Origin of the sequence: Pseudomonas sp. OVF7, from assembly GCF_030644265.1 — a bacterium.
Taxonomy (GTDB): domain Bacteria; phylum Pseudomonadota; class Gammaproteobacteria; order Pseudomonadales; family Pseudomonadaceae; genus Aquipseudomonas; species Aquipseudomonas gorinensis.
This window is the reverse complement of record NZ_CP128996.1, coordinates 7,060,588-7,087,347: the sequence shown is the minus strand read 5'-3', so window position 1 is coordinate 7,087,347 and position 26,760 is coordinate 7,060,588. Positions and strand designations below refer to the sequence as shown.

The following is a 26,760-nucleotide window of genomic DNA, read 5'->3' as shown; positions in this document are numbered from 1 at the left end:
AATAACGCGATCAAAGGTCATAAAAAAGGAACGGTACAAAACTGCGTCAGTCACTACTTAAGCAACGCGATTTCCCAGGTGCCGTGCCTGGGGTTTTGCTCAAACGAGCCGGGGACCGCTCTGGCCACTTTGAATAAGGAGTTTTGTCTGATGAGTACCAAGAAGCCAGCTACCCCGCCGAAGAGTGAACTCGCGGGCACCGATACCCTGGACCGTGGCAACACCAACGCCAAGCTGCAGGCCCTGGAGGCGTTCCGTTCCGACGCGACCGGCCAGGCGCTGCGTACCAACCAAGGCGTAAGGATTTCCGATAACCAGAACACGTTGAAAGTCGGCGCCCGCGGCCCGTCGCTGCTGGAAGACTTCATCATGCGTGAGAAAATCACGCACTTCGATCACGAACGTATCCCGGAGCGCATCGTGCATGCCCGTGGTACGGGCGCCCATGGGTATTTCCAGACCTATGCAAACCATTCAGCGCTGAGTAAGGCTGGCTTCCTGCGGAACCCCGAGCATAAAACCCCGGTGTTCGTGCGCTTTTCTACGGTGCAGGGCCCGCGTGGTTCGGGCGATACCGTGCGCGACGTGCGGGGCTTTGCCGTGAAGTTCTTCACCGACGAAGGCAACTTCGACCTGGTGGGCAACAACATGCCGGTATTTTTCATCCAGGATGCGATCAAGTTTCCCGACTTTGTGCACGCGGTAAAACCTGAGCCGCACAACGAGATTCCTACCGGCGGCTCGGCGCACGATACGTTTTGGGATTTTGTCTCGCTGCAGCCGGAGTCGGCACACATGGTGCTGTGGGCAATGTCCGACCGTGCCATTCCAAAAAGCCTGCGCGCCATGCAGGGGTTCGGTATTCATACCTTCCGCTTGATCAATATCGAAGGTAAGTCGAGCTTCGTGAAATTCCACTGGCATCCAAATGTCGGCACCTGCTCGCTGGTGTGGGACGAGGCGCAAAAGCTAGCCGGTAAAGACACCGACTACCACCGCCGCGACCTGTGGGAAGCCATCGAAAGTGGCGATTACCCTGAGTGGGAGCTGGGTGTACAAATCGTCGCCGAAGAAGATGAGCATAAGTTCGACTTCGACCTGCTGGACCCGACCAAGATCATCCCCGAGGAGCTGGTGCCCATCACCCCGCTGGGCAAGATGGTGCTTAACCGCAATCCGGACAACTTCTTTGCTGAAGTCGAGCAAGTTGCGTTCTGCCCTGGCCATATCGTCCCAGGCATCGACTTCACCAACGACCCGTTGCTGCAAGGCCGTCTGTTTTCCTACACGGATACCCAGATCAGCCGACTGGGAGGGCCGAACTTCCATGAGCTGCCGATCAACCGGCCGGTAGTGCCTTTCCATAATGGTCAACGCGACGCCCAGCATCGCACGGTGATCGACAAGGGCCGTGCGGCCTACGAGCCCAACTCGATTGACGGCGGCTGGCCCAAAGAAACCCCGGCAGCTGCTCAGGATGGCGGTTTTGAGACCTACTATGAGCGGGTCGACGCGAACAAGGTCCGCGAACGCAGTGAGTCGTTTGGCGATCACTTTTCCCAAGCCACGCTGTTCTTCAACAGCATGAGCCACCATGAGAAAGAGCACATCATCGCGGCCTACAGCTTCGAGTTGGGTAAGGTGGAGCGTGAGTTTATCCGTGCGCGCCAGGTCAACGAGATTCTGGCCAATATCGATCTGGAACTGGCCAAGCGCGTGGCGCAGAACCTCGGTTTGCCGGCGCCGACCAAGGGCACGGTACCGCCACGCAAGACGTCATTGAAAGAGTCGCCGGCGCTGAGCCAGGTGAACCTGCTGTCGGGCGATATCAAGACGCGCAAAGTGGCGATCCTTGCCGCTGATGGCGTGGATGGCACAGCGATTGATGCGCTGAAGAAGGCGCTGGAAGCTGAGGGTGCCCATGCCAAGCTGTTGGGGCCGACTTCGGCGCCGGTGAAGACGGCTGATGGCAAGCGCCTGAAGGTGGATGCGTCGATGGAAGGCATGCCGTCCATTGCGTTTGATGCGGTGTTCGTGCCTGGCGGGAAAGACTCGGTGAAAGCCTTGAGCGGTGATGGTGTGGCGTTGCACTTCCTGCTGGAAGCCTACAAGCATCTGAAAGCGATCACGGTGGCCAGTGACGCGAAGCCATTGCTGGATTTGCTCAAGCTTGAGGCGGATGCGGGGTTGATCGTTGGTTCGGATGCGAAAGCGTTCAAGGCGTTTTTTGCCGCGATTGCCCAGCATCGGGTTTGGGATCGTGAGCCGAAGGCCAAGGCGATCCCGGCCTGATTTTTTGGTTGTTTGTTAGATCGTCATCGGGGGCAAGCGCCCTCCCACATTTGAAATGTATTCCAAATGTGGGAGGGCGCTTGCCCCCGATGCGTCATTCCGCCTTACGCGGAGTCAGCACAACCTGCGCCGAGATGTTCTTCAGAATCTGCCGTTGAATCTTCAGGTCATACCCCGAATCAATCCGCTTCACCCGTTTGGTCAGTAGCGTGGCCAGCCATGGGTAATCCTGGGTGCGCGGCACCTGGAGGCTGACTTCACACTGGTAATTCACGACATCGGTAGCGATGGCGTCCAGTTGATGGCGCAGTTCTTCGATATCGGTGAGGTTCAGCGCTACGGTAGTGCTTTGGGCGGACGGGTCGATGACCTTGGCGGCGGGTTTGGTTTCGGCGGCTTTCAGGGCGGCCTCGGCTTTGTCCAGCTCGGCTTTGCGGGCGTGGGTGATGGCGCTGTTTACCCCACCCGTCAGCGCCGGGGCCTTGGGCATCAATGCACGGGCGCGGCTCAGGGCGGTGGCGGCGGCGTTGACATCGCCTTTTTGCAATACGATTTGACTGCGTTGCAGATAGGCTTCGGCCAATTGGCGCTGGTACGCCTCCAGCGCTGGGTCGTTGGGCGACTCGGCCTGCAATGCGGCGAGCTGGTCTTCGGCGGTGGCCAGCTCACTGCTGGCGAGGTTTTGCTCCAGCTGTGCGATGGCCGCAGCGCGCGCGTCAGGCGCCTCGGGGGCGGCGGGCGGTGTGCTTTGACAGGCGCCCAGCAGCAGGGAAAATGCGGCAAGGAGCAGATAACGGGAGGTGAACGGCTTCATTCCTGCGACTCTCTATTTGCGCAAAAAGCGAGCAAGTCTACACCCCTCGACGGGGCAGGACAAAACTCAGCAGAAACAGGGCGGCGGCCGTGACCACAATCGACGGTCCTGCCGGGGTGTCCTTGAACCAGGACAGCGCCAGGCCCCCGCATACCGCAAGCATCCCCAACAGGCTGGCGCCGAGCGCCATCTGCTCCGGTGAACGGGCGTGACGCTGGGCGGCGGCTGCGGGGATGATCAGCAGCGATGTGATCAACAATACGCCGACAATCTTCATCGCGACAGCGATCACCACTGCGATCAACAACATCAGCGCCATGCGCAGAGCGGGGACGGGCAAGCCTTCGACGGTGGCCAGCTCCTCATGCACGGTGATCGCCAGCAGTGGCCGCCACAGGCTCACCAGCAGCACCAGCACGGCTGCGCTGCCGCCGAGGATCCAGGCCAGGTCGGTTGGGCTGATTGCCAGCAAGTCACCGAACAGGTAGGCCATCAGGTCGATGCGCACTTCATGCATGAAGCTCAGCACCACCAGGCCCAGGGACAGCGTACTCGGCGCCAGGATGCCCAGCAGCGTGTCGGAGGCCAGCGGTTGGCGCTGTTGCAGGGTCACGAGCAGTACCGCCAGCAGCAGGCAGCCTGCCGTCACGGCGATGGTTGGGCTGACGTCCAGCAGGAAACCCATGGCTACGCCCAGCAGCGCGGCATGCGACAACGTGTCGCCGAAGTAAGCCATGCGCCGCCAGACCACGAACGAACCCAGGGGGCCCGCCACCAGCGCCAGAGCCAAGCCTGCCAGCAGGGCGTAGAGCAGAAAATCAGCCATGCTTGCAGCTATCTCCATGAACGTGGGTGTGAGGTGTCGCGGGATCGTCGACCACGGCGCCATGCAGGTCATGGGCGTGGTCGTGATGGTGGTGGTAGATCGCCAGGCTCTGTGCGTTCTTGCCGAACAGTTCGACAAACGCCGGATCGCCGCTGACCTGTTCCGGGTGGCCGGAGCAGCACACATGACGGTTGAGGCACACCACCTGGTCAGTGGTACTCATCACCAGGTGCAGGTCGTGGGAAACCATCAGCACACCGCAGCCATGGCGGTCGCGCAGGCGGGTGATCAGGCTGTACAGCTCGGCCTGGCCAGCGACGTCGACGCCTTGTACCGGCTCATCGAGCACCAGCAGTTCAGGCTCGCGCAACAGGGCGCGGGCCAGCAAGACGCGCTGCATTTCGCCCCCGGAGATGCTTTGCACCGGGCTGTCGATCACGTGTTCAGCGCCGACTTCCTTGAGCGCCGCCTGCGCGCGGGTGCGGTCCACGCCGGGTACCAGGCGCAGGAAACGCAGCACGGACAATGGCAGCGTTGGGTCCACATGCAGTTTTTGTGGCATATAGCCGACGCGCAGCTTGGGCTTGCGCCACACGCTGCCAGTGTCGGGCTTGAGCAGGCCGAGGACAGCGCGCACCAGGGTAGTCTTGCCGGCGCCATTGGGGCCGATCAGGGTGACGATCTGCCCCGGCTCCACACTCAGTGCGATGTTATCCAGCACGTTTTGCCCGGCGAACGTGACCCCGACCTGCTCCAGGCGGATTAGCGCATTGCTCATCAAGCCCCCTGACAACCGGAGCAGAGACCGACGACTTCGACGGTTTGCCCTTCCACCTTGAAGCCGACATCGGCGGAACTCGTGATAATGGCGTCGCTGATGCTTTTTTGTTCAAGCTCGATGGCGGCGTGGCACTTGCGGCAGATCAGGAACTGGCCCTGGTGGGCGTGTTCCGGGTGATTGCAGCCGACAAAGGCGTTGAGCGAGGCAATGCGGTGTACCAGGCCGTTGTCCAGCAGGAAGTCCAGTGCGCGATACACCGTGGGCGGCGCGGCGCGGCGCCCGTCCTGCTCGCTGAGCACGCCGAGAATGTCGTAGGCGCCCAGTGGCTTGTGGCTTTGCCACACCAGCTCCAGCACCCGCCGGCGCAAAGCAGTCAGGCGCAAGCCCTTCTGTGCGCACAGGGTATCGGCTTCCGACAGCGCGGTATGCACGCAGTGAGAGTGGTCGTGGGGACGGCTGGCAAGCGGTGTTATAGGCATGAGCGGCGACAGACATTTGATAGAGACGTTATTATGTTACCCGTTCCTACGCCATTGAGTGGTCATCGTGTCCCGACTTTTTCCCGTTTTTGTCGTATTTGCCGCCAGTTTGTTCATTGCCGGTGCCGCTCAGGCCGAGGTCAAGGTGCTGACCAGCATCAAGCCGCTGCAACTGATCGCCGCGGCTGTGCAGGAGGGTGTGGCCATTCCAGAGGTGCTGCTGCCGCCAGGCGCGTCGCCCCATAACTACGCCTTGCGCCCATCCGACGTACGGCGTGTGCAATCGGTGGACTTGCTCTATTGGATCGGCCCGGACATGGAAAGCTTCCTGCCCCGCGTGCTCAAGGGCCGTACGGCGGCAACCGTGGCGGTGCAGGACCTGCCGGGCATGAAATTGCGTCGTTTCGCCGAAGATAGCCATTCTCACGCCGATGATGCTGACGAACATGACCACGATCACCGCCCGGGCAGCCTGGATGCACATTTGTGGCTGTCGACCGTCAACGCGCGGGTCATCGCCGCGCGCATGGCTGCGGACCTCAGCGCCGTTGACCCGGAGAATGCCGAGCGTTATCAGAGCAACGTGAAAGCGTTTGATGGCCGCCTGGATGCTTTGGACGCGCGCCTGAAAGCGCGTATGGCAGGCGTCAGTGCCAAACCTTACTTCGTGTTCCACGAGGCCTTCGACTACTTTGAAGACGCTTATGGGCTCAAGCACGCCGGTGTGTTCAGCGTCGCGGCCGAAGTGCAACCCGGCGCCCAGCACGTGGCGGCGATGCGTACGCGTTTGCAGGAAGTCGGTAAGACCTGCGTGTTCAGTGAACCACCCTTGCGCCCGCGCCTTGCCGAGACCTTGGTGGCCGGTTTGCCGGTGAAACTGGCGGAACTGGATGCACTGGGCGGCTACACCCCGGCGTCGGCCCAGGGTTACGAGCAGGTGTTGGATAAGTTGGGGAATGACCTGGCAGGTTGCCTGGAGTCGTTGTAAGCCTCAACCAAGATCAAATGTGGGAGGGGGCAGGCCCCTTCCACATTTTTGACCGGGTGGGTCCTTAGAGCGCGAATGGCAGGTGGACGGTGACCTGCTGGCGTTGCGCCAACCGATGCTCGAACTCGGCGGGATCGTGGATCAACACATCTTGCCCGGCAAAGGATTCCGCGGCGATCAGTCGCGACAGCCAGAACCGCACGCAGGCCACGCGCAACATGGTCGGCCACAACTCGGCCTCCTTGGCGGTGAACGGCCGTAGCCCTGCGTAGGCACCCAGCAGCGCACGGGCACGTTGCCCATCTATCACGCCGTCGGCATCCGAACACCAGTCATTCAGGGCGATCGCCACGTCGTACAACATTGGCCCCGAACAGGCGTTATAGAAGTCGATCAAGCCCGTCAGGTGCGTGCCTTCGAACATCGCGTTGTCACGGAACAGGTCGGCGTGAACGTTGGCGCGCGGCAGGGCGAGGATCTCGACCTTGTGGGCCTCGATTTCAGTCAATGCAGCTTGCAGCAGGCTTTGCTGTGCATCGTTCAAGTGCGAAATCAGCTGTGCGCCTTCGCTGAGCATCCAGTTCAGCCCGCGATCAGTCTTGCGTTCCAGCACTTTCTCGCCTTGCGTCGCCAAGTGCAGATGGCCGAGCAGGTCGCCGACCTGGGCGCAGTGCTGGGCGTTGGCGTCCTTGATGTGCTTGCCGGCCAGGCGCGGTTGCAGCAACGCCGGTTTACCGGCCAGTTCGCGCAAGGCGACGCCGTCGGTGGTGCGCAGGGCGTAGGGCACGGGCAGGTCGGCGTCGTGGAGCACGTCGAGCAGTTCGATGAAGAACGGCATTTCTGCGACCGGGCCGCGTTCAACCAGGGTCAGGACGAACTCGCCTTGCTCCAGGCTGATAAAAAAATTGGTGTTTTCGCTACCAGCGGCAATCCCCTGGAAGTCAAGCAGGCGGCCGAGCCCATAGGGGGCAAGAAAGGTTTCCAGCTCGGGCCGAGCCAGGGGGGTGAACACAGACATGGTTAAAACTGCCATTACGGGCGCTGCGGGGAGCAGCGCCGATTAAAGTTAAGAAATCATTTCCATTCGAAGATCTTCCATGAAGGGATCAGCATATCCGGCTGGTCAGAGCGGATGAAGTTCGCATCGGTTCCGTCCGCGCGCACCAGGAAATACGGTGGAAAGCCTTTCTTGGTCACCTTGATTGCGTACAGGAAACCGTTTTGGCGGTACTCCTGGATAGTCCGGTCGCCTTCCGTGCGAATGGTGACTTCCGGGTCGCCCGAAGGGGCGGTGTCTGCCGCCATGGCGGCCAGCGGAGCGAATGCAAACAAGCCGGTCAACAGCAGGCGATTGAATGTACGCATGATAACCTTGTCCCTTTGTTTTCATTGGTCCGGCTATTCTAGCGCCTGACCCGCCGAAAAGGTTGATCCTGCTCATGAGCCAAGCACCCCTCGTCCTGGTGGACGGTTCTTCTTATCTGTACCGCGCCTTCCATGCGCTGCCACCCCTGACCACCTCCAAAGGCCTGCCGACCGGTGCGGTCAAGGGCGTGTTGAACATGCTCAAGAGCCTGCGCAAGCAGTACCCGGACAGCCCGTTCGCGGTGGTGTTCGACGCCAAGGGTGGGACCTTTCGCGACGATATGTACGCGCAGTACAAGGCCAACCGTCCGAGCATGCCAGATGACATGCGCTTGCAGATCGAGCCGCTGCACCAGAGCGTGATCGCCCTGGGCTTCCCTTTACTGTGCGTCGAAGGCGTCGAGGCCGATGATGTCATCGGCACCCTGGCCCGCAGCAGCGCGGCCGCTGACCGCCCGGTGGTGATTTCGACCGGTGACAAGGACATGGCGCAACTGGTGGACGGGCACATTACCTTGGTCAACACCATGACCGGTAGCGCCATGGATGTGGAGGGCGTAAAGGAGAAATTTGGCGTCGCTCCGGAGCAGATCATCGACTATCTGGCGCTGATGGGCGACTCGTCCGACAACATTCCAGGGGTTCCAGGCATTGGTCCCAAAACCGCCTCTGGCTTGTTGGTGGGCGTTAATGGCGGCCTGAAAGAGTTGTACGAGCAACTGGATATCGTGCCAACCCTGCCCATCCGCGGTGCCAAGACGCTGCCGGCCAAGCTGCTGGAGCATAAGGAGATGGCGTTCCTGTCCTACCAGCTGGCAACCATCAAGATCGATGTACCGCTGGATGTGGGCTTGGATGACCTGCACCTGATCGAGCCGGATCGCGAGAAGCTCCTGGAGTTGTACACCCTCCTGGAGTTCAAGAGCTGGTTCGACGAAGTGCAACGCGACGCCAAGCGCTCTGGGCTGGAGGTGGCGGCTCCGGTTGTGGAGAATGCGCCGCTCGTCGATACCGCACTAAAGTACGAAACCATCCTCGACCAGGCGCGTTTTGACGTGTGGTTGAAGAAGCTCGGCGACGCCAAGTTGTTTGCCTTCGACACCGAGACCACTGGCATTGATGCCCAGCAGGCGCAATTGGTGGGGTTGTCGTTTGCAGTCCAGCCCTATGAGGCCGCCTATATCCCGCTGACCCATTCCTACATGGGCGTACCGGAGCAACTGGACCGTGACACGGTGCTGCGCGCACTCAAGCCGATTCTCGAAGACCCGAGCAAGCTCAAGGTCGGCCAGCACGCCAAGTTCGACATGAACATCCTGGCCAACTGCGCTATCGGCGGTGATCAGGCATGCGGCATCTCGGTGCAGGGCATTGCCTACGACACTATGCTCGAGTCCTACGTCCTGGATTCCACCGCCACCCGCCATGATATGGACAGCCTGGCTCAGAAATACCTGGGCCACACCACCGTCAGCTTCCAGGATATCGCCGGCAAAGGCGCCAAACAGCTGACTTTTGACCAGATCTCCCTCGAACAAGCCGGCCCATATGCCGCAGAAGATGCTGACGTGACCTTGCGCCTGCATCAGACCCTGCATGAAAAACTCCTGGCTATCCCAAGCCTGGCCTCGGTGCTGACGGATATCGAAATGCCGTTGGTGCCGGTGTTGGCGCGTATCGAACGCCAGGGTGCGCTTGTGGATGCCAAGCTCCTCGGTGTGCAGAGCGTTGAGCTGGGGAACAAGATGGTCGAGTTGGAGCGCGAGGCATTTGCCATCGCGGGTGAGGAATTCAACCTTGGCTCACCCAAGCAATTGGGCGCGATCCTCTACGAAAAACTCGGCCACCCGGTGCTCAGCAAGACCGCCAAGGGCCAGGCGTCGACCGCCGAAGCGGTGCTCGCCGAGTTGGCCGACCAGGATTTCCCGTTGCCCAAGGTACTGATGCAATACCGCTCGATGAGCAAGCTCAAAAGCACCTACACCGACCGCCTGCCAGAGCAGATCAACCCGCGCACCGGGCGTATTCACACGTCTTATCACCAAGCGGTGGCGGCAACCGGGCGTTTGTCGTCCAGTGACCCGAACTTGCAGAACATTCCGATCCGCACCGCCGAAGGCCGGCGGATTCGCCAGGCGTTCATCGCGCCCAAAGGCTACAAGTTGCTGGCGGCGGACTACTCGCAGATCGAACTGCGGATCATGGCGCACCTGGCCAAGGATGAAGGCCTGCTGCATGCTTTCCGTAATGACCTGGATGTGCACAAGGCTACCGCTGCCGAAGTATTCGGGGTGGCGTTGGATGCAGTGACCACCGACCAGCGGCGCAGCGCCAAGGCGATCAACTTCGGCCTGATCTACGGCATGAGCGCGTTTGGCCTGGCCAAGCAGATCGGCGTCGACCGCAAGCAATCCCAGGCGTATATCGACCGCTACTTCGCCCGCTACCCTGGCGTGCTGGCTTATATGGAACGCACCCGCGCCCAGGCGGCCGAGCAGGGATACGTCGAGACCATTTTTGGTCGTCGCCTGTACCTGCCGGACATCAACGCGAAGAACCCGGCGCTGCGCAAGGGTGCCGAACGGACGGCGATCAACGCACCGATGCAGGGCACGGCGGCGGACATCATCAAGAAAGCCATGGTGGCGGTGGATCACTGGCTGGCCGAGTCGGGCCTGGACGCCAAAGTCATCCTGCAGGTGCACGATGAATTGGTGCTGGAGGTTCGCGAAGACCTGGTCGATACAGTGCGTGAGGAGATTCGTCAGCACATGAGCCAGGCCGTGACACTGGATGTGCCCTTGCTGGTGGAAGTGGGTGTGGGCGACAACTGGGACGAAGCCCACTGATTTCGCGGCTTTGCCGCCACCCAGCGTGGCGGCTGAGCGCGTTAGATCCGAAAGTGATGTCAGTTATTGCCAATAGTTTTTTGGGCGGGCAGGAACTTAACTCATGAAATGCGACTCAGAGTTACTGAATGGGTGGTGAAGCCCTTCAATGCTCCTATGTTGTGTTAAGTGTTGGCAGATATCTGGACCCCGCCCTAGCGGTCCGGAACTTGAACCCCGAACTTCCCCTCCCCATACGAAGTCCGGGGTTTTTTTTGCCCGTCGAAAAGTTACTCGGCGATTTCCGCGCCCTTGTCTGCCAATTCCATCCAACTGGCCAGCACGGTGTAGGCGTCTTCCAGGCCCATGCGCTTTGGCGCTGAGAACAACTGGATGGTGATCGCGTCACCCCACCCTTTACGGATTTCGGCCTGCACTTTGAGCAGCGTGTTCTTGGCGGCGCCGTAGGTCAGCTTGTCGGCCTTGGTCAGCAGGATATGCATTGGCATGCCGCTGGCGACTGCCCAATCGAGCATCAGCAGGTCGAAGTCGGTCATTGGATGACGGATGTCCATCATCAGGATCAAGCCCTTCAAACTCTCCCGGCCGCCCAGGTAAGCCTCCAGGTGACGCTGCCAGTGCAGCTTCAACGGGATAGGGACTTTTGCGTAACCGTAGCCGGGAAGGTCGACCAGACGCCGATCATCGTCTAGCTTGAAGAAGTTGAGCAACTGCGTGCGGCCCGGGGTTTTCGAGGTACGCGCCAGGCTGGCGTGGGTCAGGGTGTTCAGCGCGCTGGATTTACCGGCGTTGGAGCGACCGGCAAAGGCGACTTCAAAGCCTTCGTCATCGGGGCATTGGTCAACTTTGGCGGCGCTGAGCATGAACGTGGACTGTTGGCACAGGCCGAGGATGGGATTCTTGAGTTGCATGAGATTTCCGATGTGGGCGGTGCCGAAAAAGGGTGCGGCAAGCGGTGTCGTTTCCGTTTCAGTAGCGCCAGTATATAATGCCGCAGATTTTGTGTGTGCTTTGTCCCAGCGAAGGATGAAGTTCACGGGAGCGATAGACCTTTATTGCGCATTAGAACGCAAAACGCTCTCAAACCCTGAAAAGGTCGATGTATGACCAGATGGTTGCTTGCTATCGGTGTCCTGGTTCCGCTTTACGGCGCTCAGGCTACACAGGATCCGGAAGCGGTGTACAACCGAGTTTGCGTGGCTTGCCATGCCGGCCAACTGCCGAACGCCCCGAAGCGGGGTGACCAGGCAGCATGGGCGCCCAGGCGGGCGCAGGGCATGGACACGCTGGTGCGACACGTGACCCAGGGTTTCAAGGCAATGCCGCCGCGTGGTTTGTGCATGGACTGCAGTCCCGAGGATTACCAGGCCATTATTGAAATGATGGTGAGTAAACCCGGTTAGATAACTCTTAAACCCTTAGCCGTAGTTGGATTAGCTGATGAACAAACTGATCGTGAGTCTGCTGTTGACCTTGGGCATCACCGGTGTTGCCCATGCTGCAGGCGACGCTGCTGCGGGTCAGGCGAAAGCCGCCGTGTGTGGTGCTTGCCATGGACCGGATGGTAATAGCCCGGCACCGAACTTCCCCAAACTGGCCGGCCAGGGGGAGCGTTACCTGACCAAGCAGATGCACGACATCAAGGACGGCAAGCGCACGGTCCTGGAAATGACCGGCTTGCTGACCAACCTCAGTGACCAGGACCTGGCCGATATCGCCGCCTATTTTTCCAGCCAGAAAGGCAGTGTGGGAGCTGCCGATCCCAAGCAGGTGGCCCGCGGCCAAGACCTGTTCCGCGGTGGCAACCTTGAAAAAGGCATGCCTTCGTGCATCGGTTGCCACTCGCCTAATGGCGCAGGCCTTGCAGCGGCAGGCTTCCCTCACTTGAGCGGCCAGCATGCGCAGTATGTCGCCAAGCAGCTGACTGACTTCCGTGAAGGCAATCGTACCAACGACGGTGATACCAAGATCATGCAGAGCATTGCTGCCAAGCTCAGCAACAAGGATATCGAAGCGGTTTCCCAGTACATCCAGGGCCTGCACTGATCCGGGCAGTACGTTAACGCTCGATTAATCCCGCGATGCAAGCATAAAAAGGGTGGCTTAGGCCGCCCTTTTTTGTGGCCGGTGCCGTTACACTAACGAACTCATGCCCGCGTAGACCTGTCACAACAAAGGTCGCGTGAGGCGACTTTATTTGTCCAGGAGTAAAGCATGCGTAATCTGATCCTCAGCGCCGCTCTCGTCACTGCCAGCCTCTTCGGCATGACCGCACAAGCTGCCGACGTGCCGCTTGAAGCCGGTAAGACCTACGTTGAATTGGCTAACCCTGTACCTGTATCGGTACCCGGCAAAATCGAAGTGGTGGAGCTGTTCTGGTATGGGTGCCCGCATTGCTACGCCTTTGAACCGACCATCAACCCATGGGTTGAGAAATTGCCTTCCGATGTGAACTTCAAACGTATTCCGGCCATGTTCGGCGGCCCTTGGGATGCACACGGCCAACTGTTCCTGACCCTGGAAGCCATGGGTGTGGAGCACAAGGTTCACAACGCCGTCTTCGACGCGATCCAGAAACAAGGCAAGCGCCTGACCAAGCCTGATGAAATGGCTGACTTCGTCGCAACCCAGGGTGTAGACAAGGACAAGTTCCTGGCCACTTTCAATTCCTTCGCCATCCAGGGCCAGATCAAGCAGGCCAAGGAACTCGCGCAGAAGTATGGCGTGCAGGGCGTTCCAACCATGATCGTCAACGGCAAATACCGTTTCGACCTGGGCACTACCGGTGGTCCTGAAGCGACCCTCAATGTTGCCGACCAACTGATCGCCAAAGAGCGCGCAGCCAAGTAAGGGGCCTGTCATGCGCCGCTGGGGTACCGAACGCGTTGTTGGCCTGCATGACGCGCGGGTCAATGAGGATCACCTGGAATCCACGGGCTTGCCGGCAGATAGCCGGTTGCGCCTGCTCAGCTTCAATATCCAGGTCGGTATCAGCACCGAAAAATACCGGCACTACCTGACCCGTGGCTGGCAGCATCTGCTGCCTCACAATGGGCGGGCCGGTAACCTGCAAAAGATCGGCAACCTGCTCAACGACTTTGACCTGGTCGCCTTGCAGGAGGCCGACGGCGGCAGCATACGCTCGGGCTACATCAACCAGGTCGAGCACCTGGCTCAGCTCGGTGCCTTCCCCTACTGGTATCAGCAACTCAATCGCAACCTCGGGCGTCTGGCGCAGCACAGTAATGGTGTGCTGAGCCGCCTTAAACCGACTGCCATCGAAGATCACCCACTGCCGGGCCCCAAGGGCCGGGGAGCGATTCTCGTGCGTTTCGGTGAAGGGCCGGAGGCCTTGGTGGTGGTGATGATGCACCTGGCGCTCGGGGGGCGTACGCGCAACCTGCAACTGGCCTACGTGCGCGAGTTGATTGGCAACTACAAGCATCAAGTGCTGATGGGTGACATGAACACCCATGCCAATGACCTGCTGCAGAACTCCCCGTTGCGGGACCTCGGGCTACTGGCGCCGCAAGTCGAAGCCACGTTTCCCAGCTGGCGTCCGCAGCGTTGTCTTGACCATATCCTGCTCAGCCCGACCCTCACACTCGAAAGTGTGCAGGTGCTGGCGCAGCCTATCTCCGATCACCTGCCGGTCGCGGTAGAGATTCGTCTGCCGGGTTCGCTCACGGTTGATGCATTGCCCGCGTTGAGCCCCGGCCCTCGCGGACCCCTTGCATGAGCGACGACGCCCAGCGCTGGAAAGAAAAATACCTGTTAAGCATCGAGCAACAAGAAAAGCTCGAACGTCGCTGGGCCTCTCGCCTCGACCTGCTGCGCCGAGGGTTGGTACGCAGCACGCTGGCTGCTGAGGGCACCGACCGCGCGGTCGATCAATGCATGAAGGAAATGCGCGATGTCGTGCGCACAGATGATATGGACGCCGCCCTTGCTGCCTTGTTGCCACGACTGGAAAAAGCCGTGCTGGATTCAGAGCAGCGCCGCGAAACGCGTGTCGACCAGATGGGTGCTGCGCTGACGGCCCTGGTGACGCAGTTGCAAAAACTGCCGCTGCCCCGTGAAGTCGCGCGCCCGCTGAAAACCTTCGCTAAGCAGTTGGATGGCCGTGTCGGCCAGGCGCGCGAGATTCCGCTGTTGCTCAGTGAGTTGAGCGCCCTGCAAGGGCAAGCGTTGAATAATCTGGAGCCGGAGGGTGAAGCCACGCGCTCCGGGCCGGGCCTGCTGCAGCGCCTGTTTGGCACTCGGGAGGCCAGCACTGAGGCGCCAGTGGGCGAACCAGCGCCGCCGCCGTCCGCGCCGCCGCCTGTTGCTACCCAGGTCGCAGCCGAACCAGCACCCCAAGCGCCTGCACAATCCGAAGAGTTGGCCCAAGCCTTGCGGGCCTTTGCGCCGCTGCCGGCAGCCCCTGAGTCTCAACCTCAGCTTGCGCCTGCTGCGCCTGCTGTGTCAGTCGCGCCCGTCAAGGCTGTACCGGTCGCAGAGGTTGCCGGTGCCGCGAAAGTCGCCAGCGAAACCTTCGTATTCGAGGCTCCGGCCCAGGCCACTCCTGTCGCGCAGCCGATTGAGGCAGCTGAGACCGATGTCTCTGAACCGGCGATACAGGAGCCAGCACCCGAAAGCGCACTCGCTGCCTTTATCGAAGCGCCCGACGTGCTGGTCGATGCGCCAGACGAGACCACTATCGGCAGCCTGTCCCTGCCGCCCGTCCTGGAGAGTGCCGATCCTGACGAGCTGCAATCGGATGGCGTCTACGCTCTGCCCGATTCGCCTGAGCCGTCCTACAGCTCCGTGGCCAAGCACATCGAAGACACATTGCTCGGCCTGCTGGAAGACCTGTCCCTCCCCGAACGCCATCGGCCCCAGGCCGAAGCCATGCGCGAACGCCTGGCCCATGGGCTGAACTGGTACGAATTGCTGCCGATTCTCGATGACCTGGCCGTGCTGATGCTGGCGGTCACCGACAGCGGCCAGCATGAGTTCGAGGCTTACCTCAAGCAACTGAACGAGCGGCTCGAAGCGTTCCAGGGGCATTTGCAGGTGGCCAGCGACGGCCATGCCGACAGCCGCTCAGCAGCCCGTGAGCTGGACACGCAGATTCGCGAGCAGGTCGACGGCCTGCAAAGCAGCGTGCAGGAAGCGACTGACCTGGACAGTCTCAAGAAGGTGCTCGAAAGCCACCTTGAAGGCTTGCTCGGCACCATGGATGAACACCAGCAGCAGCGCGACCAGCGTGAGCAGGAATTGTCCGCGCGGCTCAAGGGGCTGGCGGAGCGCGTCGCCAATATGGAACAGGAGGCCCAGGGCTATCGCGAGCACCTGGAGGTGCAACGCCAGAAGGCCCTGATCGACCCGCTCACCGGCCTGCCCAATCGTGCGGCCTGGAGCGAGCGCCTGGACCATGAGGTGAACATCTGGCATCAGCGTGGCAACAGCCTGTCGCTGGCGATGCTGGATCTCGACCACTTCAAGCGCATCAACGACGGCTATGGTCACCTGGCGGGTGACAAAGTGTTGAAGATCATCGCCAACGTATTGCGCAAGCGCCTGCGTCCGGGCGACTTCATCGCGCGTTTTGGCGGTGAGGAGTTTGTCTTGCTGATGCCGGACTCATCCCTGGCGGATGCCTTGGCGGTGGGTGGCATGCTGCGCGCTGCCATCGAGGCCTGTCCGTTTCACTTCAAGGGCGAGCCGGTGACAATCACGGTGTCGATGGGGGTGGCGCAGTTCCAGCCTGGCGAACGCAGTGAGCTGGCACTCAAGCGCGCCGACGAGGCGTTATACCGCGCTAAGGCGGCAGGGCGTAACCAGGTGCAGGCGGCCTGAAAGATGTTCCATTTTGTAATTTGACCGCCAGGCAAGAAGCCGTACGTTACACTGTTGCATTATTGTCTTCAGCGTACTGTCTTCCGCCATGAAATCCCTGTGCTTCGCCTTTGTGTTTCTCCTGCTCGCCGGCTGCGCCAGTGGCCCGCGTCTGGACACCAGCCACCCTTCCGTGAACCACGACAACCGTGTGCAATTCGTTGTCGTGCATTACACCTCCACCAACCTTGAGCGCTCCCTGGCCTTGCTCACGCATGGCCAGGTCAGCAGCCATTATCTGATCGGCGACGACGCCTCTGCCACCATCTATAAGCTGGTGGACGAAAGCCAGCGCGCCTGGCATGCAGGGGAAAGCGAGTGGATGGGCCGAACCTGGCTGAACTCCAGCTCCATCGGCATCGAAATCGTCAACCCGGGGTATCGCGACACGCCGACGGGGCGCGTGTGGTACCCGTATTCCGAAGCCCAGGTGAAATCCCTGGTGGTGTTGCTCAAGGACATCAGCAAACGCAATGGCATCGACCCCAGGAATATCATTGGGCATAGCGACATCGCGCCGCTGCGCAAGCTGGATCCGGGTCCGTTGTTCCCGTGGAAGCGCCTGGCTGACGAGGGCTTGGGGATCTGGCCCGATGCGCAGGCCGTCGCCCGCTTCCAGTTGCAGTACACCACCGATCTGCCGAGCATCACCTGGTTCCAGGAAGAGTTGGCTCGCCTGGGCTACCAGACGCCGCAGACCGGCGAGCTGGATGTCGCCACGCGCCACGTGATCGCGGCATTCCAGATGCACTTCCGGCCGTCGTTGTTCGATGGCACACCGGATGCGGAAAGCGCCGCGATCCTGCGCGCCCTGAATCGCCGTTGAATCTGCGAACAAGCGTGCTTGTGGCGCCCCCGCAAGCCCGTGACGGCTACACACAGCGGGACGGCGCGACCCTTCGACAGCACTCGCGCCACTGCGAGCCAGGCGCCTACAAGGGCAGTGCCATGTAGAACTGCGTGCCCTGCCCCGGCCGCGAGTACACGCCCATGCGACCGCCGTGCAGCTGCACAATTTCCTTGCACAGCGCCAAGCCGAGGCCGGCGCCGCCTTTCTTGCGGCCCACCTGGACGAAGGGTTCGAAGATACGGCCTTGCTGGCCATAGGCGATACCTTCGCCATTGTCCTCGACGCTGATAATCACCCGTTCGCCATGTCGCCGGGCCTGCAAGCGAATCTGCCCGCCTTCGGCGGTATGGCGAAGGGCGTTGCCCAACAGGTTATCGAGCACGCGCTCCAGCTGAGCCTGGTCGGCATACAACCTCGGCAAGTCGGCTTGGGCTTCAACCAGCAATTCGATATGTTGCGCATTCGCCGGTTCAGCGAAGCGGGCACGCGCATGCTCCAGCAAGTCAGTGACATCGCACGGGCCCAGGGTGAGTTTTTGCAGACCGTTCTGATAGCGCGAGAAGTTGAGCAGGTCATTGATCAACTGCATCAGGCGCTGCATTTCTTCATTGACCGTATCCAGCAGGTCCGCTTCCCGCGAGTCTTCAGGAAACTTCGCGCGCTCGCGAAACAGACCAAATGCCATGTGCATACCGGTCACTGGCGTACGCAGTTCATGAGAGGCGCGTAGCACGAATTCGCTGCGTACCCGTTCAAAGGCGCGCTGCTCGGTCACGTCATGCAGCACCATCACGGCGCCGAGGATGTGGCCTTGGGTATGGCTGACCGGCGTCAGGCTGTAGGTCAGCAGGCGCAATTCACCTTCGACCTCCACTTCCAGGTCCTCGGGCGCCCGCTCCAGGTTGCCGCCGCGCAGCACCAACTGAAGCTGTTCATCCATTTCAGGGCGCCCCAGCGCTTCGCTCAAGCCTTGGCCAAGACGCTCCTCGTCCCAACCCAACTGGCGCTGTGCGACGGGGTTGAGGTGTTCCAGACGGCCCTGGCGGTCAATCATCAATAGCCCGTCATCGATGCTGTCGAGCACTGCTTGCAAGCGCTGCTGGCCGGCCAATAGCTCGTCGACATTGGTTGCCTGATGTTGGCGCAATGCCTCGGCCATGATGCCGAAGCGGCGGGTCAGTTGGTTCATCTCCGCGGCCGACGAGATGGGCAGCGTTACTTCGAAATCGCCCTGCCCGATCTTGTCCGCCGCCTTGGCCAACGCTTCGATCGGCCCGCCAAAGCGCCGTGCGATGCCATGGGCGGTGACGAAACCGATGATCAACACCGCCAGGCCGACCAGCCCCAGCAGGCCTGCGATCAACAACGCACGGCCACGGGATTTGTGCTCGCTGGTGTTGATATTCTCCAAGGCGCGCTTGTGCTCGGCGAGCAGGCCATTGCGCAACGCATTGAAGGTTTCGGTGAGCTTTTCGTTTTTATTGTTGGCAAGCGAGATTTGTTGGGAATCCTCGAAAGCCTTCAGGAAGTTCTGGTAGTCAATTCGCGCCTGGCTGAACCCGCTGGCGAGGCCATCTTGTTCCTCATGGGCGATGCCTTGGTCCAGCAGCTCGAAATAGTGCTGCTTGGAGGTTTGCAGGGCCGCCAGGTCCGGATGCTCACTGAGCATCAGGATCAACTGGTCCCCCAGGGTCTGGCGCAACTTCAGGCCCAGGTCCAGGGTGATGAAGTTGCTGCGGATCAGCGACTCCTGGCTCTTGGCCATTTGCATCACACTGACCAGGCCCAGGATCAACCCCAGCAAGGCGACGGTAATCAGCGCGGAGATACTCAAGAACAATCGAGTGCGCAGTGTCATCGCTAGCTTCATAAGGTACCGCTCACAGGTTGTACTGTTTGCGTTTGCGGTACAGGGTCGATGCGTCGATGCCTAGGGTTCGGGCCGCCTGGTCCAGGGTATCGCTGGTGGCCAGTACCGCGCCGATGTGAGCTTTTTCCAGTTCATCCAAGCTCAACGCCGCGCCAATCCGCGGCGCATTGTTGGTCGGTTGCTCGGCCATGCCGAGATGGCTGATTTCGACTTTTTCCTGAGGGCAAATAATGCTGGCGCGTTCCACCACGTTGCGCAGTTCGCGGATATTGCCCGGCCAGCGATAGTTCAGCAGGGCCTCGCGGGCCTCGTCGCTGAAGCCGCGTGCCGGACGGGCATACTCCTTGACGAAGCGCGCCAGGAAGCGGTCGGCCAGGGTCAGGATGTCTTCACTGCGTTCGCGCAACGGCGGCAGGTGCAGGGTGATGACATTGAGGCGGTACAGCAAGTCTTCGCGGAAGCGACCGTCGCGCACCATGTCTTCCAGGTTCAGGTTGGTAGCCGCGAGGATGCGCACATCGGCGCGCCGGGTCACCGGGTCACCCACGCGCTCGTATTCCTTGTCCTGGATGAATCGCAGTAATTTGGGCTGTAAAGTGAGGGGAAAGTCGCCGATTTCGTCAAGAAACAACGTGCCGCCGTCCGCCTGGTTGACACGCCCCAGGGTACTCTCGCTGGCGCCGGTGAAGGCTCCGCGGCTGTGCCCGAACAATTCGCTTTCCATCAGTTCCGCCGTCAGAGATGGGCAGTTGATGGTGACGCAGGACTTCTTCGAACGTTTGCTCCAGCCGTGAATAGCACGAGCGAGCTCGCCTTTACCCGTGCCGGACTCGCCGAGGATCAGGATATTGGCATCAGTCCCGGCCACCTGGCGTGCGGTTTCCAGCACCACCATCATCGCCGGGCTATGGGAGTCGAGGCCGTCCTTCGATTGGCGGACTGCGCCCTCAAGGGCTTCCAGGCGCGCGGAGAGCTGGCGCACTTCCAACTGCTTGGCGGTGGCCAGGCGCAACTGGTCCGGGCTGCAGGGCTTGACCAGGTAGTCGGCAGCACCGGCCTGGATGGCATCCACGGCCGTATCGACCGCCGAATGCGCGGTCACAATCACCACGCGCATCCAGGGGGCTTGAATTCGCATTTGGGCCAATACATCCAGGCCGTTGTCTTCGCCCAGGCGCAGGTCCAGGAAGCACAGGTCGAACACCTGGCGCTGCATCAGGGTATCGGCTTGGGCGGCGCTGTTGGCGGTGGCCACGGTGTAGCCTTCATCTTCCAGGCAATAACGGAAGGTGCGGAGGATCGCGGATTCGTCATCCACTAAAAGAATACGGCCTTGAAGTTCCTTGGCTGATTCCATCTGTCCCGCGCTCCTTAAACTATGAATGATGGTGTTTAGTCCCGTAATAATCGGGCAAGTTGCATGGTTTATTCTGATCGATAAAAGGCAAGGTCGTGCAGGTATCTGCATGTCTTCCTACAAGGCCTACCTGATGGCGTTTTCATGCCGTCTTGCCACTTCGGCAACGCAGTTTCTGTTTTCGATCCATCGATCCGACCGTTGGCTATCGTGCATTTCGCACGGCCCACACGGAGGCATCGTGCAGGATGCTGGGCCTTATCCCTAGATAAAATATTTAACTCATTGTTTTTATTGAGTTTTATTTTGTAAAAAAGCTGGCATGCGCTCTGCAATACCTCTCCCAAGAGCGTCATGAACGAATAATCAGAATGCGGGAGAAATGCAGCATGACTCGCCAAAGCCTCAGCCACTTGCATGTATCGCCACTGCGCTTGCAACAAGGTCTGTTTGCCAGCCTGGCCCTGATGGTCACGTTGATTGGCGGCCAGCAACTGCAGCATTGGCAGCACGGTCAGCAGCAAACCCCGCATTTTGAACGTCCAGTGATGACGCAGACCCATTTCCGTTCCGTTGGCAGCGTTTCTGCCGATGCAACAGCCCCGCAGCTGCGGATGGTTGACCAGGATTCATCCCTGAGTGAACTGCCATCCCAGGAGCGCTGGGTGTTCTAGGCAACAAAAGGCCGCTCGAGTCGAGCGGCTGTACGGCACTACCGCTGTTACCCCTATAGAAGCGTAAGGAGAATCACCATGTTGAGTTGGGCAATCACATTTCTGATCATCGCCATTGTGGCTGCAGTCCTGGGCTTCGGTGGTATCGCGGGCACCGCAACGGGTATCGCCAAGATCCTGTTTGTCGTTTTCCTGGTGATGTTCATCGCTTCGTTCTTCTTTGGTCGTCGCGGCCGAGGCTGAATATGACCACTTTGTCTCTCAAAGCCATAGCTGCCGTCCTGCTCCTGGGCGGCAGCGGCCTGGCAATGGCCGCCAACGACGGTCAGACCCGGGCCAGCGAATTGCTCAGCGCGGACCCGCAATACCGTGAAACCTGGCAAAGCGTGGTGAAGAAAGAAGAACGCCTGCCGGAATGGGTGATGAACCTGTCCGGTGCGGCGGAGCAAATGAATGCTGTCGAGGAGGATGGCGACAAGTACTTGGTCGGGCCGCTCTGTGAAACCGCGGACACGTGCCGGAATAAGCGCTTGATCGTTGCCTTCAGCTTCGACAAGGAAGATGCCTACGCCATGTTGGTGGAAGTGCCCGCCGGTTTGCCGGCAGATAAATCCCCGACCCGGCACGCGGATTACCGTTTTATCGGTAAGCCGGATGAGGGCATGAAAAAGCTGCTGATGGAACAGCTGAAGAAAGATCCGAATTGGTACTAGGTTCCGTCTGACGCGTCTGGCGTCTACGGGGCTGGCGTCCATAGAAAGAAGCCCCTCGCTTCTTTCTGTTTGCATCGCCCGCCAGGGGTGATGCATGACCAGGGGGCCGGGTTGTTCTGATCAATCGAGATCGGCGTGACCTACGGGTACAGGGAGTACCTGCGCAAGGGCCGGGTCAGGTGAAAAGCTGCGGCGCAAGTTCACAAGTCCTCAAGCTTGCTGAACTTGCGACGGGCTTATTAAGCCCCCCTCGCCTCCCATACCGTCCATAGCCGAGAAACTTCTTTTTGCGCTCCCTCAACCATTACTTGGTGTGTCGGTGGAGACCATCCATCGAGAAAGTTTTGTCTGCGCTATAGGCCATTTCTGACATGACCCCTCTGAATTCCCAGGCATTTTTGCCGTAGACCACAACTCGCCCTGAATCTCTGTGCGAGCCTGAATCGGCCAGTTCACGGCATATTCACCTGGCAATCTGTCGCATTTGAACTGACCGTTCGGACAGTTATTATTCAAAAAAGTCATGCCGATTCGGCATGGGGTAGGCGTTTACGGCATTAGACGTCGCCCCCTTGCATGGGAATAGTTGCGCCTTTTTTCGCCTGCCAGTAAGCCATTTCGGCCACGCTGCGGTGACCTTCCATGGAGGCAGATGCACTCACTTTTTCGCTTCCGAGCGTTCCAGATGGCGCATGTGCCTTAAGTCCACTTGAAGTAAGGGTAATGACATGAAGAAGGCAAAGCTAAGCCTCGCCTGGCAGATCCTCATCGGTTTGGTACTGGGGATCGCAATCGGTGCAGTGCTCAACCATTTCAGTGCTGAAAAGGCCTGGTGGATCAGCAATGTGTTGCAGCCGGCAGGCGATATCTTTATCCGCCTGATCAAGATGATCGTGATCCCGATTGTGATTTCCTCGCTGATCGTCGGCATTGCCGGGGTGGGTGACGCGAAAAAACTCGGTCGCATCGGCGTCAAAACCATTCTTTACTTCGAGATCGTCACCACCATCGCCATTGTGGTCGGCTTGCTCCTGGCCAACCTGTTCCACCCCGGTGCCGGCATCGACATGAGTACCCTGGGTACCGTCGATATCTCCAAGTACACCGCCACTGCCGCCGAAGTGCAGCATGAGCATGCGTTCATCCAGACCATCCTCAACCTGATCCCTTCGAACATCTTCGCCGCCGTGGCCCGTGGCGAAATGCTGCCGATCATCTTCTTCTCCGTGCTGTTCGGCCTGGGCCTGTCGAGCCTCAAGCCGGAACTGCGCGAGCCGCTGGTGACAATGTTCCAGGGCGTGTCCGAGAGCATGTTCAAAGTCACCCACATGATCATGAAGTACGCCCCTATCGGCGTCTTTGCGCTGATCGCGGTGACCGTCGCCAACTTCGGCTTCGCATCGTTGCTGCCGCTGGCCAAGTTGGTGATCCTGGTTTACGTCGCCATCCTGTTCTTCGCCTTTGTGATCCTGGGCCTGATCGCTCGCCTGTTTGGCTTCTCGGTGATCAAGCTGATGCGCATCTTCAAGGATGAACTGGTGCTGGCCTATTCCACCGCCAGCTCCGAAACCGTGCTGCCACGGGTGATCGAGAAGATGGAGGCCTACGGCGCGCCAAAGGCTATCTGCAGCTTCGTGGTACCGACCGGTTACTCGTTCAACCTTGACGGATCGACCCTGTACCAGAGCATCGCGGCGATCTTTATTGCCCAGCTGTACGGCATCGACCTGTCGATCGGCCAGCAGTTGATGCTGGTACTGACCCTGATGGTCACCTCCAAAGGCATCGCCGGTGTACCGGGCGTGTCCTTCGTGGTGCTGCTGGCCACCCTGGGCAGTGTGGGCATTCCGCTGGAAGGCCTGGCGTTCATTGCCGGTGTCGACCGCATCATGGACATGGCGCGTACCGCACTCAACGTCATAGGCAACGCGTTGGCGGTATTGGTGATCTCCCGTTGGGAAGGCATGTACGACGACGCCAAGGGCGAGCGCTACTGGAACTCCCTGCCGCACTGGCGCAGCAAGCAAGCGCTTCCGGTCGGTGAGGCCAGCCGCGGCTGAAACCCGCGTGAACGAAACAAACCCCGGGAAATCCGGGGTTTGTCGTTTCTGCCAGCCCCGCTATCATTCGCCCCATCTTTCGGGGGATTCAACTGATGCTCAATGGCCTGTGGCTTGGCTTCTTTGTCGTGGCAATGGTGTCGGCACTGGCGCAATGGCTGATCGGCGGTAACGCCGGTATTTTTGCGGCGATGGTGGAAAGTATTTTCGCCATGGCCAAGTTGTCGGTGGAAGTGATGGTGCTGCTGTTCGGCACCCTGACGTTGTGGCTGGGCTTCCTGCGGATTGCCGAAAAAGCCGGGATTGTCGACTGGCTGGCCAAGGCCCTTGGCCCGCTGTTTCGCCGCCTGATGCCGGAAGTGCCCGCCGGCCACCCTGCCATCGGTTTGATCACGCTCAACTTCGCCGCCAACGGCCTGGGCCTGGACAACGCCGCGACGCCCATTGGCCTGAAAGCCATGAAGGCGTTGCAGGAACTCAACCCTATCCCCAACACCGCGAGTAACGCGCAGATCCTGTTTCTGGTGCTGAACGCATCATCGTTGACGTTGTTACCGGTGACCATCTTCATGTACCGCGCCCAGCAAGGCGCTGCCGACCCCACGCTGGTATTCCTGCCGATTCTGCTGGCCACCAGTGCGTCGACGCTGGTGGGCTTGTTGTCGGTCGCGATCATGCAGCGCCTGCGGCTGTGGGACCCGGTGGTGTTGGCGTACCTGATTCCTGGTGCGCTGGTGCTGGGTGGTTTCATGGCGTTGCTGGCGACCTTGTCAGCCACCGCATTGGCCGGCCTGTCCTCTATCCTCGGCAACCTGACGCTGTTCGGCCTGATCATGCTGTTCGTGGTGATCGGTGCGTTGCGCAAGGTGAAGGTGTACGAGGCGTTTGTCGAAGGGGCCAAGGAGGGCTTCGATGTTGCCAAGAACCTGCTGCCGTATCTGGTGGCCATGCTTTGCGCGGTGGGCGTGTTGCGCGCCTCCGGTGCACTGGACTTCGGCCTTGAAGGCATTCGCCACGTGGTGGCCTGGACCGGTATGGACACGCGCTTTGTCGATGCCCTGCCGACCGCGATGGTCAAGCCATTCTCCGGCAGCGCGGCCCGGGCGATGTTGATTGAGACCATGCAGACGCAGGGGGTGGACAGTTTCCCGGCGTTGGTGGCGGCGACGATTCAGGGCAGTACGGAAACCACCTTTTATGTGTTGGCGGTGTACTTCGGTTCGGTGGGCATCCAGCGGGCGCGGCATGCCGTAGGGTGTGCGTTGCTGGCTGAGTTTGCTGGCGTAGTGGCGGCGATTGCGGTGTGCTACTGGTTCTTCGGTTAAGGCTGGATGCTATCGGGAGCAAGCCCCTCCCACATGTTGATCTGTGAACACATTCAAAATGTGGGAGGGGGCTTGCCCCCGATGAGGCCCTCAGCGTTTCACAGTACCGTTACCCTGCTGAACAACCCATTCCACCACCTGCCTGTTCAACTGATCCCCGGCTTGGCCAAAAGCCGCCACCACCGCCGGCACTTGGGTGTCTGTCACTGCCTGGCGCACTTCAAACCGCCGGCTGGCAATAATCCGCTGATCACTCCCACGCACCAGGCGTGCGTCGAGGCGGATCAACACGTCCACCGCACTGCCCCGGTATTCACTCTGGAACGCCTGCAACTGTCCGCCCAACTCATAGTCGGCCTGCAGATTGGTGTCGTCGGTGCTCAACAGGGTCACTCGCCCATCGCGCTGGAACCCGTCCAACAGGCGATTACGCAACAGCACGGGCGCCGGATCGCTCCAGCGTGAGTTCGCATAGCTGCTGATCAAATCGCCATTGGGCACCACGGCGATGCGCGGGCTGTCGAGGAACTCACTGGTCTGCGGCTTGGTCAGGCGCAGCGACCAACTGACCGGCGCTCCCTGGTGGGCGGCCTGGGCCGAGGGCAGTCGGTAGGTGTCCGACGGATCCGCCTTGGGCAGGATCGAGCACGCGCCGAGCAGCGCCAGGGCCACAGGGGCCATTATTTGGTAAGCACGCTTCATGGCGTGAACTCCTTGTTCTTGTCGCTGCCCAGCAGGTAGCCACTGGGGTTGGCTTCCAGGCGACGGGAGATGGCGCGCAGCGAGCCGAGGGTTTCGCGCAGTTCGCGCACGGCCGGCGCCAGTTCGTTAAGACCTTGCATGCCGCTGTTCACCGACTCCTTGTTGTCAGTCAGCAAGGTATTGATGGTCGCGGTGCTCTGCTCAAGGGATTTCATGGCTTGCTCGGCGCTGCCGAATACCTGCTTGCCTTGATCGTTGAGCAGGCCGTTGGCATTGCGCATCAGCGCGGTGGTCTGCTCCAGGGCGGCACCGGCTTGTTTGCTGACCTGCATCAGTTGCTGCATGACCACCTTGATATCGCCACGCTGGTCGGCAATCGCACCGGTAGTTTGTTCCAGATGATCCAGGGTATTGCTGATGCGCTCGACGTTCTGCGCCGAGAACATGTCGTTGGCGTTGTGCAGCAGCAGGTTGATGCTGGTCATCAAGTCGTTGCTGTTATTCAACAGCCGCGCGATGGGCGACGGCGACGCGATGATTTCTGGCAGGTTGCCGTCCTTGCCCTTGAGTTTCGGGCTTTGTGGCGTGCCACCGCTGAGCTGGATGATTGAAGTACCGGTGATGCCGGTCAGGGCCAACTTGGCCTGGGTGTCTTCCTTGATCGGCGTCTGGCCAGAGAGGCGGATGCGCGCGAGCACGCGGCGCGGGTCGTTCGGGTCCAGGCGCAGGCTGATTACATCACCCACCTTGATCCCGCTGTACTGCACCGAGCTGCCCTGGGACAGGCCGCTGACCGCCTCGTTGAAGATCACTTCGTAATCCTCGAAAGCGGTGTCGACGCTGGACTTGGCCAGCCACAGGCCAAACAGCATCGCGCCGACCACCACGATCACGCTGAACAGACCGATCATCACATGATGGGCTCGGGTTTCCAT

25 protein-coding genes are annotated in these 26,760 nt (G+C 60.3%); 14 read left to right on the top strand and 11 right to left on the bottom strand.

From position 1 onward, the window contains the following. Nucleotides 1–129: 129 nt before the first annotated feature. The gene (katE, locus tag QU606_RS32360; RefSeq protein WP_304998000.1) at nt 130–2,292 is read left to right on the top strand and encodes a catalase HPII; all 2,163 of its coding nucleotides are present in this window, start codon (nt 130–132) and stop codon (nt 2,290–2,292) included. A 94-nt stretch (nt 2,293–2,386) separates the two neighbouring features. Here katE and QU606_RS32355 read toward each other — a convergent pair whose 3' ends face one another. Genes QU606_RS32355 through QU606_RS32340 form a run of 4 tightly spaced genes read right to left on the bottom strand, consistent with a single transcriptional unit; the run spans nt 2,387 to nt 5,192 of the window. Next, on the bottom strand, nt 2,387–3,106 hold the full coding sequence (locus QU606_RS32355) for a PA5502 family lipoprotein (protein WP_024072621.1): 720 nt from the start codon (nt 3,104–3,106) through the stop codon (nt 2,387–2,389). 37 nt (nt 3,107–3,143) lie between these two features. Further along, the gene (gene znuB / locus QU606_RS32350; protein ID WP_024072622.1) at nt 3,144–3,932 is read right to left on the bottom strand and encodes a zinc ABC transporter permease subunit ZnuB; all 789 of its coding nucleotides are present in this window, start codon (nt 3,930–3,932) and stop codon (nt 3,144–3,146) included. Then, entirely contained in the window at nt 3,925–4,710 is a 786-nt protein-coding gene (znuC, locus tag QU606_RS32345) for a zinc ABC transporter ATP-binding protein ZnuC (RefSeq protein ID WP_102624630.1), read from the bottom strand. The genes znuB and znuC overlap by 8 nt, the downstream gene beginning before the upstream one ends. Next, complete coding sequence (locus QU606_RS32340; RefSeq protein ID WP_069074946.1) at nt 4,710–5,192, bottom strand: Fur family transcriptional regulator; 483 nt, start codon at nt 5,190–5,192, stop codon at nt 4,710–4,712. The genes znuC and QU606_RS32340 overlap by 1 nt, the downstream gene beginning before the upstream one ends. Nucleotides 5,193–5,250: 58 nt before the next feature. Here QU606_RS32340 and QU606_RS32335 point away from each other — a divergent pair, with 58 nt between their 5' ends. Beyond that, the gene (locus QU606_RS32335) at nt 5,251–6,180 is read left to right on the top strand and encodes a zinc ABC transporter substrate-binding protein (RefSeq protein WP_024072625.1); all 930 of its coding nucleotides are present in this window, start codon (nt 5,251–5,253) and stop codon (nt 6,178–6,180) included. 64 nt (nt 6,181–6,244) lie between these two features. Here the strand turns inward: QU606_RS32335 and QU606_RS32330 are convergent, their stop codons facing one another. Together QU606_RS32330 and QU606_RS32325 are read right to left on the bottom strand one after the other, a co-directional pair. After that, nucleotides 6,245–7,198 carry a homoserine kinase gene (locus tag QU606_RS32330; RefSeq protein WP_024072626.1) on the bottom strand — a complete coding sequence of 318 codons (954 nt, stop codon included), beginning with the start codon at nt 7,196–7,198 and terminating at the stop codon, nt 6,245–6,247. A gap of 56 nt (nt 7,199–7,254) precedes the next feature. Further along, nucleotides 7,255–7,545 carry a DUF2782 domain-containing protein gene (locus tag QU606_RS32325; RefSeq protein WP_024072627.1) on the bottom strand — a complete coding sequence of 97 codons (291 nt, stop codon included), beginning with the start codon at nt 7,543–7,545 and terminating at the stop codon, nt 7,255–7,257. A 74-nt stretch (nt 7,546–7,619) separates the two neighbouring features. On the opposite strand from QU606_RS32325, the gene polA reads away from it, so the two are divergent. Beyond that, the gene (polA, locus tag QU606_RS32320; RefSeq protein WP_024072628.1) at nt 7,620–10,394 is read left to right on the top strand and encodes a DNA polymerase I; all 2,775 of its coding nucleotides are present in this window, start codon (nt 7,620–7,622) and stop codon (nt 10,392–10,394) included. Nucleotides 10,395–10,663: 269 nt separating this feature from the next. On the opposite strand, the gene yihA is transcribed toward polA, so the two are convergent. Continuing rightward, the gene (gene yihA, locus QU606_RS32315) at nt 10,664–11,305 is read right to left on the bottom strand and encodes a ribosome biogenesis GTP-binding protein YihA/YsxC (RefSeq protein WP_024072629.1); all 642 of its coding nucleotides are present in this window, start codon (nt 11,303–11,305) and stop codon (nt 10,664–10,666) included. Between the two features lie 192 nt (nt 11,306–11,497). Here yihA and QU606_RS32310 point away from each other — a divergent pair, with 192 nt between their 5' ends. The 6 genes from QU606_RS32310 to QU606_RS32285 all read left to right on the top strand — a co-directional run bounded on the left by QU606_RS32310 (nt 11,498) and on the right by QU606_RS32285 (nt 17,100). Then, entirely contained in the window at nt 11,498–11,797 is a 300-nt protein-coding gene (locus QU606_RS32310) for a cytochrome c5 family protein (RefSeq protein WP_024072630.1), read from the top strand. A gap of 37 nt (nt 11,798–11,834) precedes the next feature. Beyond that, complete coding sequence (locus tag QU606_RS32305) at nt 11,835–12,440, top strand: cytochrome c (RefSeq protein ID WP_024072631.1); 606 nt, start codon at nt 11,835–11,837, stop codon at nt 12,438–12,440. Nucleotides 12,441–12,608: 168 nt separating this feature from the next. Then, nucleotides 12,609–13,244: a thiol:disulfide interchange protein DsbA gene (dsbA, locus tag QU606_RS32300; RefSeq protein WP_024072632.1), complete on the top strand. Its 636-nt coding sequence runs from the start codon at nt 12,609–12,611 to the stop codon at nt 13,242–13,244. 10 nt (nt 13,245–13,254) lie between these two features. After that, complete coding sequence (locus QU606_RS32295) at nt 13,255–14,133, top strand: endonuclease/exonuclease/phosphatase family protein (RefSeq protein ID WP_024072633.1); 879 nt, start codon at nt 13,255–13,257, stop codon at nt 14,131–14,133. Continuing rightward, nucleotides 14,130–16,235 carry a diguanylate cyclase gene (locus tag QU606_RS32290; RefSeq protein ID WP_304997999.1) on the top strand — a complete coding sequence of 702 codons (2,106 nt, stop codon included), beginning with the start codon at nt 14,130–14,132 and terminating at the stop codon, nt 16,233–16,235. The genes QU606_RS32295 and QU606_RS32290 overlap by 4 nt, the downstream gene beginning before the upstream one ends. An 88-nt stretch (nt 16,236–16,323) precedes the next feature. After that, nucleotides 16,324–17,100, top strand: coding sequence for an N-acetylmuramoyl-L-alanine amidase (locus QU606_RS32285; protein ID WP_024072635.1), 777 nt, complete (start codon nt 16,324–16,326; stop codon nt 17,098–17,100). Nucleotides 17,101–17,206: 106 nt separating this feature from the next. Here QU606_RS32285 and QU606_RS32280 read toward each other — a convergent pair whose 3' ends face one another. Both QU606_RS32280 and algB read right to left on the bottom strand, forming a co-directional pair. Continuing rightward, entirely contained in the window at nt 17,207–18,994 is a 1,788-nt protein-coding gene (locus QU606_RS32280; protein ID WP_024072636.1) for an ATP-binding protein, read from the bottom strand. 10 nt (nt 18,995–19,004) lie between these two features. Beyond that, a complete protein-coding gene (gene algB, locus QU606_RS32275; RefSeq protein ID WP_024072637.1) occupies nt 19,005–20,351 on the bottom strand; it encodes a sigma-54-dependent response regulator transcription factor AlgB in 1,347 nt (448 codons plus the stop codon). 389 nt (nt 20,352–20,740) lie between these two features. On the opposite strand from algB, the gene QU606_RS32270 reads away from it, so the two are divergent. From QU606_RS32270 to QU606_RS32250, 5 genes are all read left to right on the top strand, one after another. Further along, nucleotides 20,741–21,025: a hypothetical protein gene (locus QU606_RS32270; RefSeq protein WP_024072638.1), complete on the top strand. Its 285-nt coding sequence runs from the start codon at nt 20,741–20,743 to the stop codon at nt 21,023–21,025. 78 nt (nt 21,026–21,103) lie between these two features. Continuing rightward, on the top strand, nt 21,104–21,268 hold the full coding sequence (locus tag QU606_RS32265; RefSeq protein ID WP_003170804.1) for a DUF1328 domain-containing protein: 165 nt from the start codon (nt 21,104–21,106) through the stop codon (nt 21,266–21,268). A gap of 2 nt (nt 21,269–21,270) precedes the next feature. After that, nucleotides 21,271–21,738, top strand: a complete 468-nt coding sequence (locus QU606_RS32260) for an inhibitor of vertebrate lysozyme family protein (RefSeq protein ID WP_024072639.1) — start codon at nt 21,271–21,273, stop codon at nt 21,736–21,738. A 728-nt stretch (nt 21,739–22,466) separates the two neighbouring features. Continuing rightward, nucleotides 22,467–23,798, top strand: a complete 1,332-nt coding sequence (gltP, locus tag QU606_RS32255; RefSeq protein WP_024072640.1) for a glutamate/aspartate:proton symporter GltP — start codon at nt 22,467–22,469, stop codon at nt 23,796–23,798. A gap of 95 nt (nt 23,799–23,893) precedes the next feature. Next, on the top strand, nt 23,894–25,123 hold the full coding sequence (locus QU606_RS32250) for a nucleoside recognition domain-containing protein (protein WP_024072641.1): 1,230 nt from the start codon (nt 23,894–23,896) through the stop codon (nt 25,121–25,123). 90 nt (nt 25,124–25,213) lie between these two features. Here the strand turns inward: QU606_RS32250 and QU606_RS32245 are convergent, their stop codons facing one another. Further along, complete coding sequence (locus QU606_RS32245; protein WP_024072642.1) at nt 25,214–25,825, bottom strand: ABC-type transport auxiliary lipoprotein family protein; 612 nt, start codon at nt 25,823–25,825, stop codon at nt 25,214–25,216. Further along, the gene (locus tag QU606_RS32240) at nt 25,822–26,760 is read right to left on the bottom strand and encodes an MlaD family protein (protein ID WP_024072643.1); all 939 of its coding nucleotides are present in this window, start codon (nt 26,758–26,760) and stop codon (nt 25,822–25,824) included. Before QU606_RS32240 ends, QU606_RS32245 begins: the two co-directional genes overlap by 4 nt.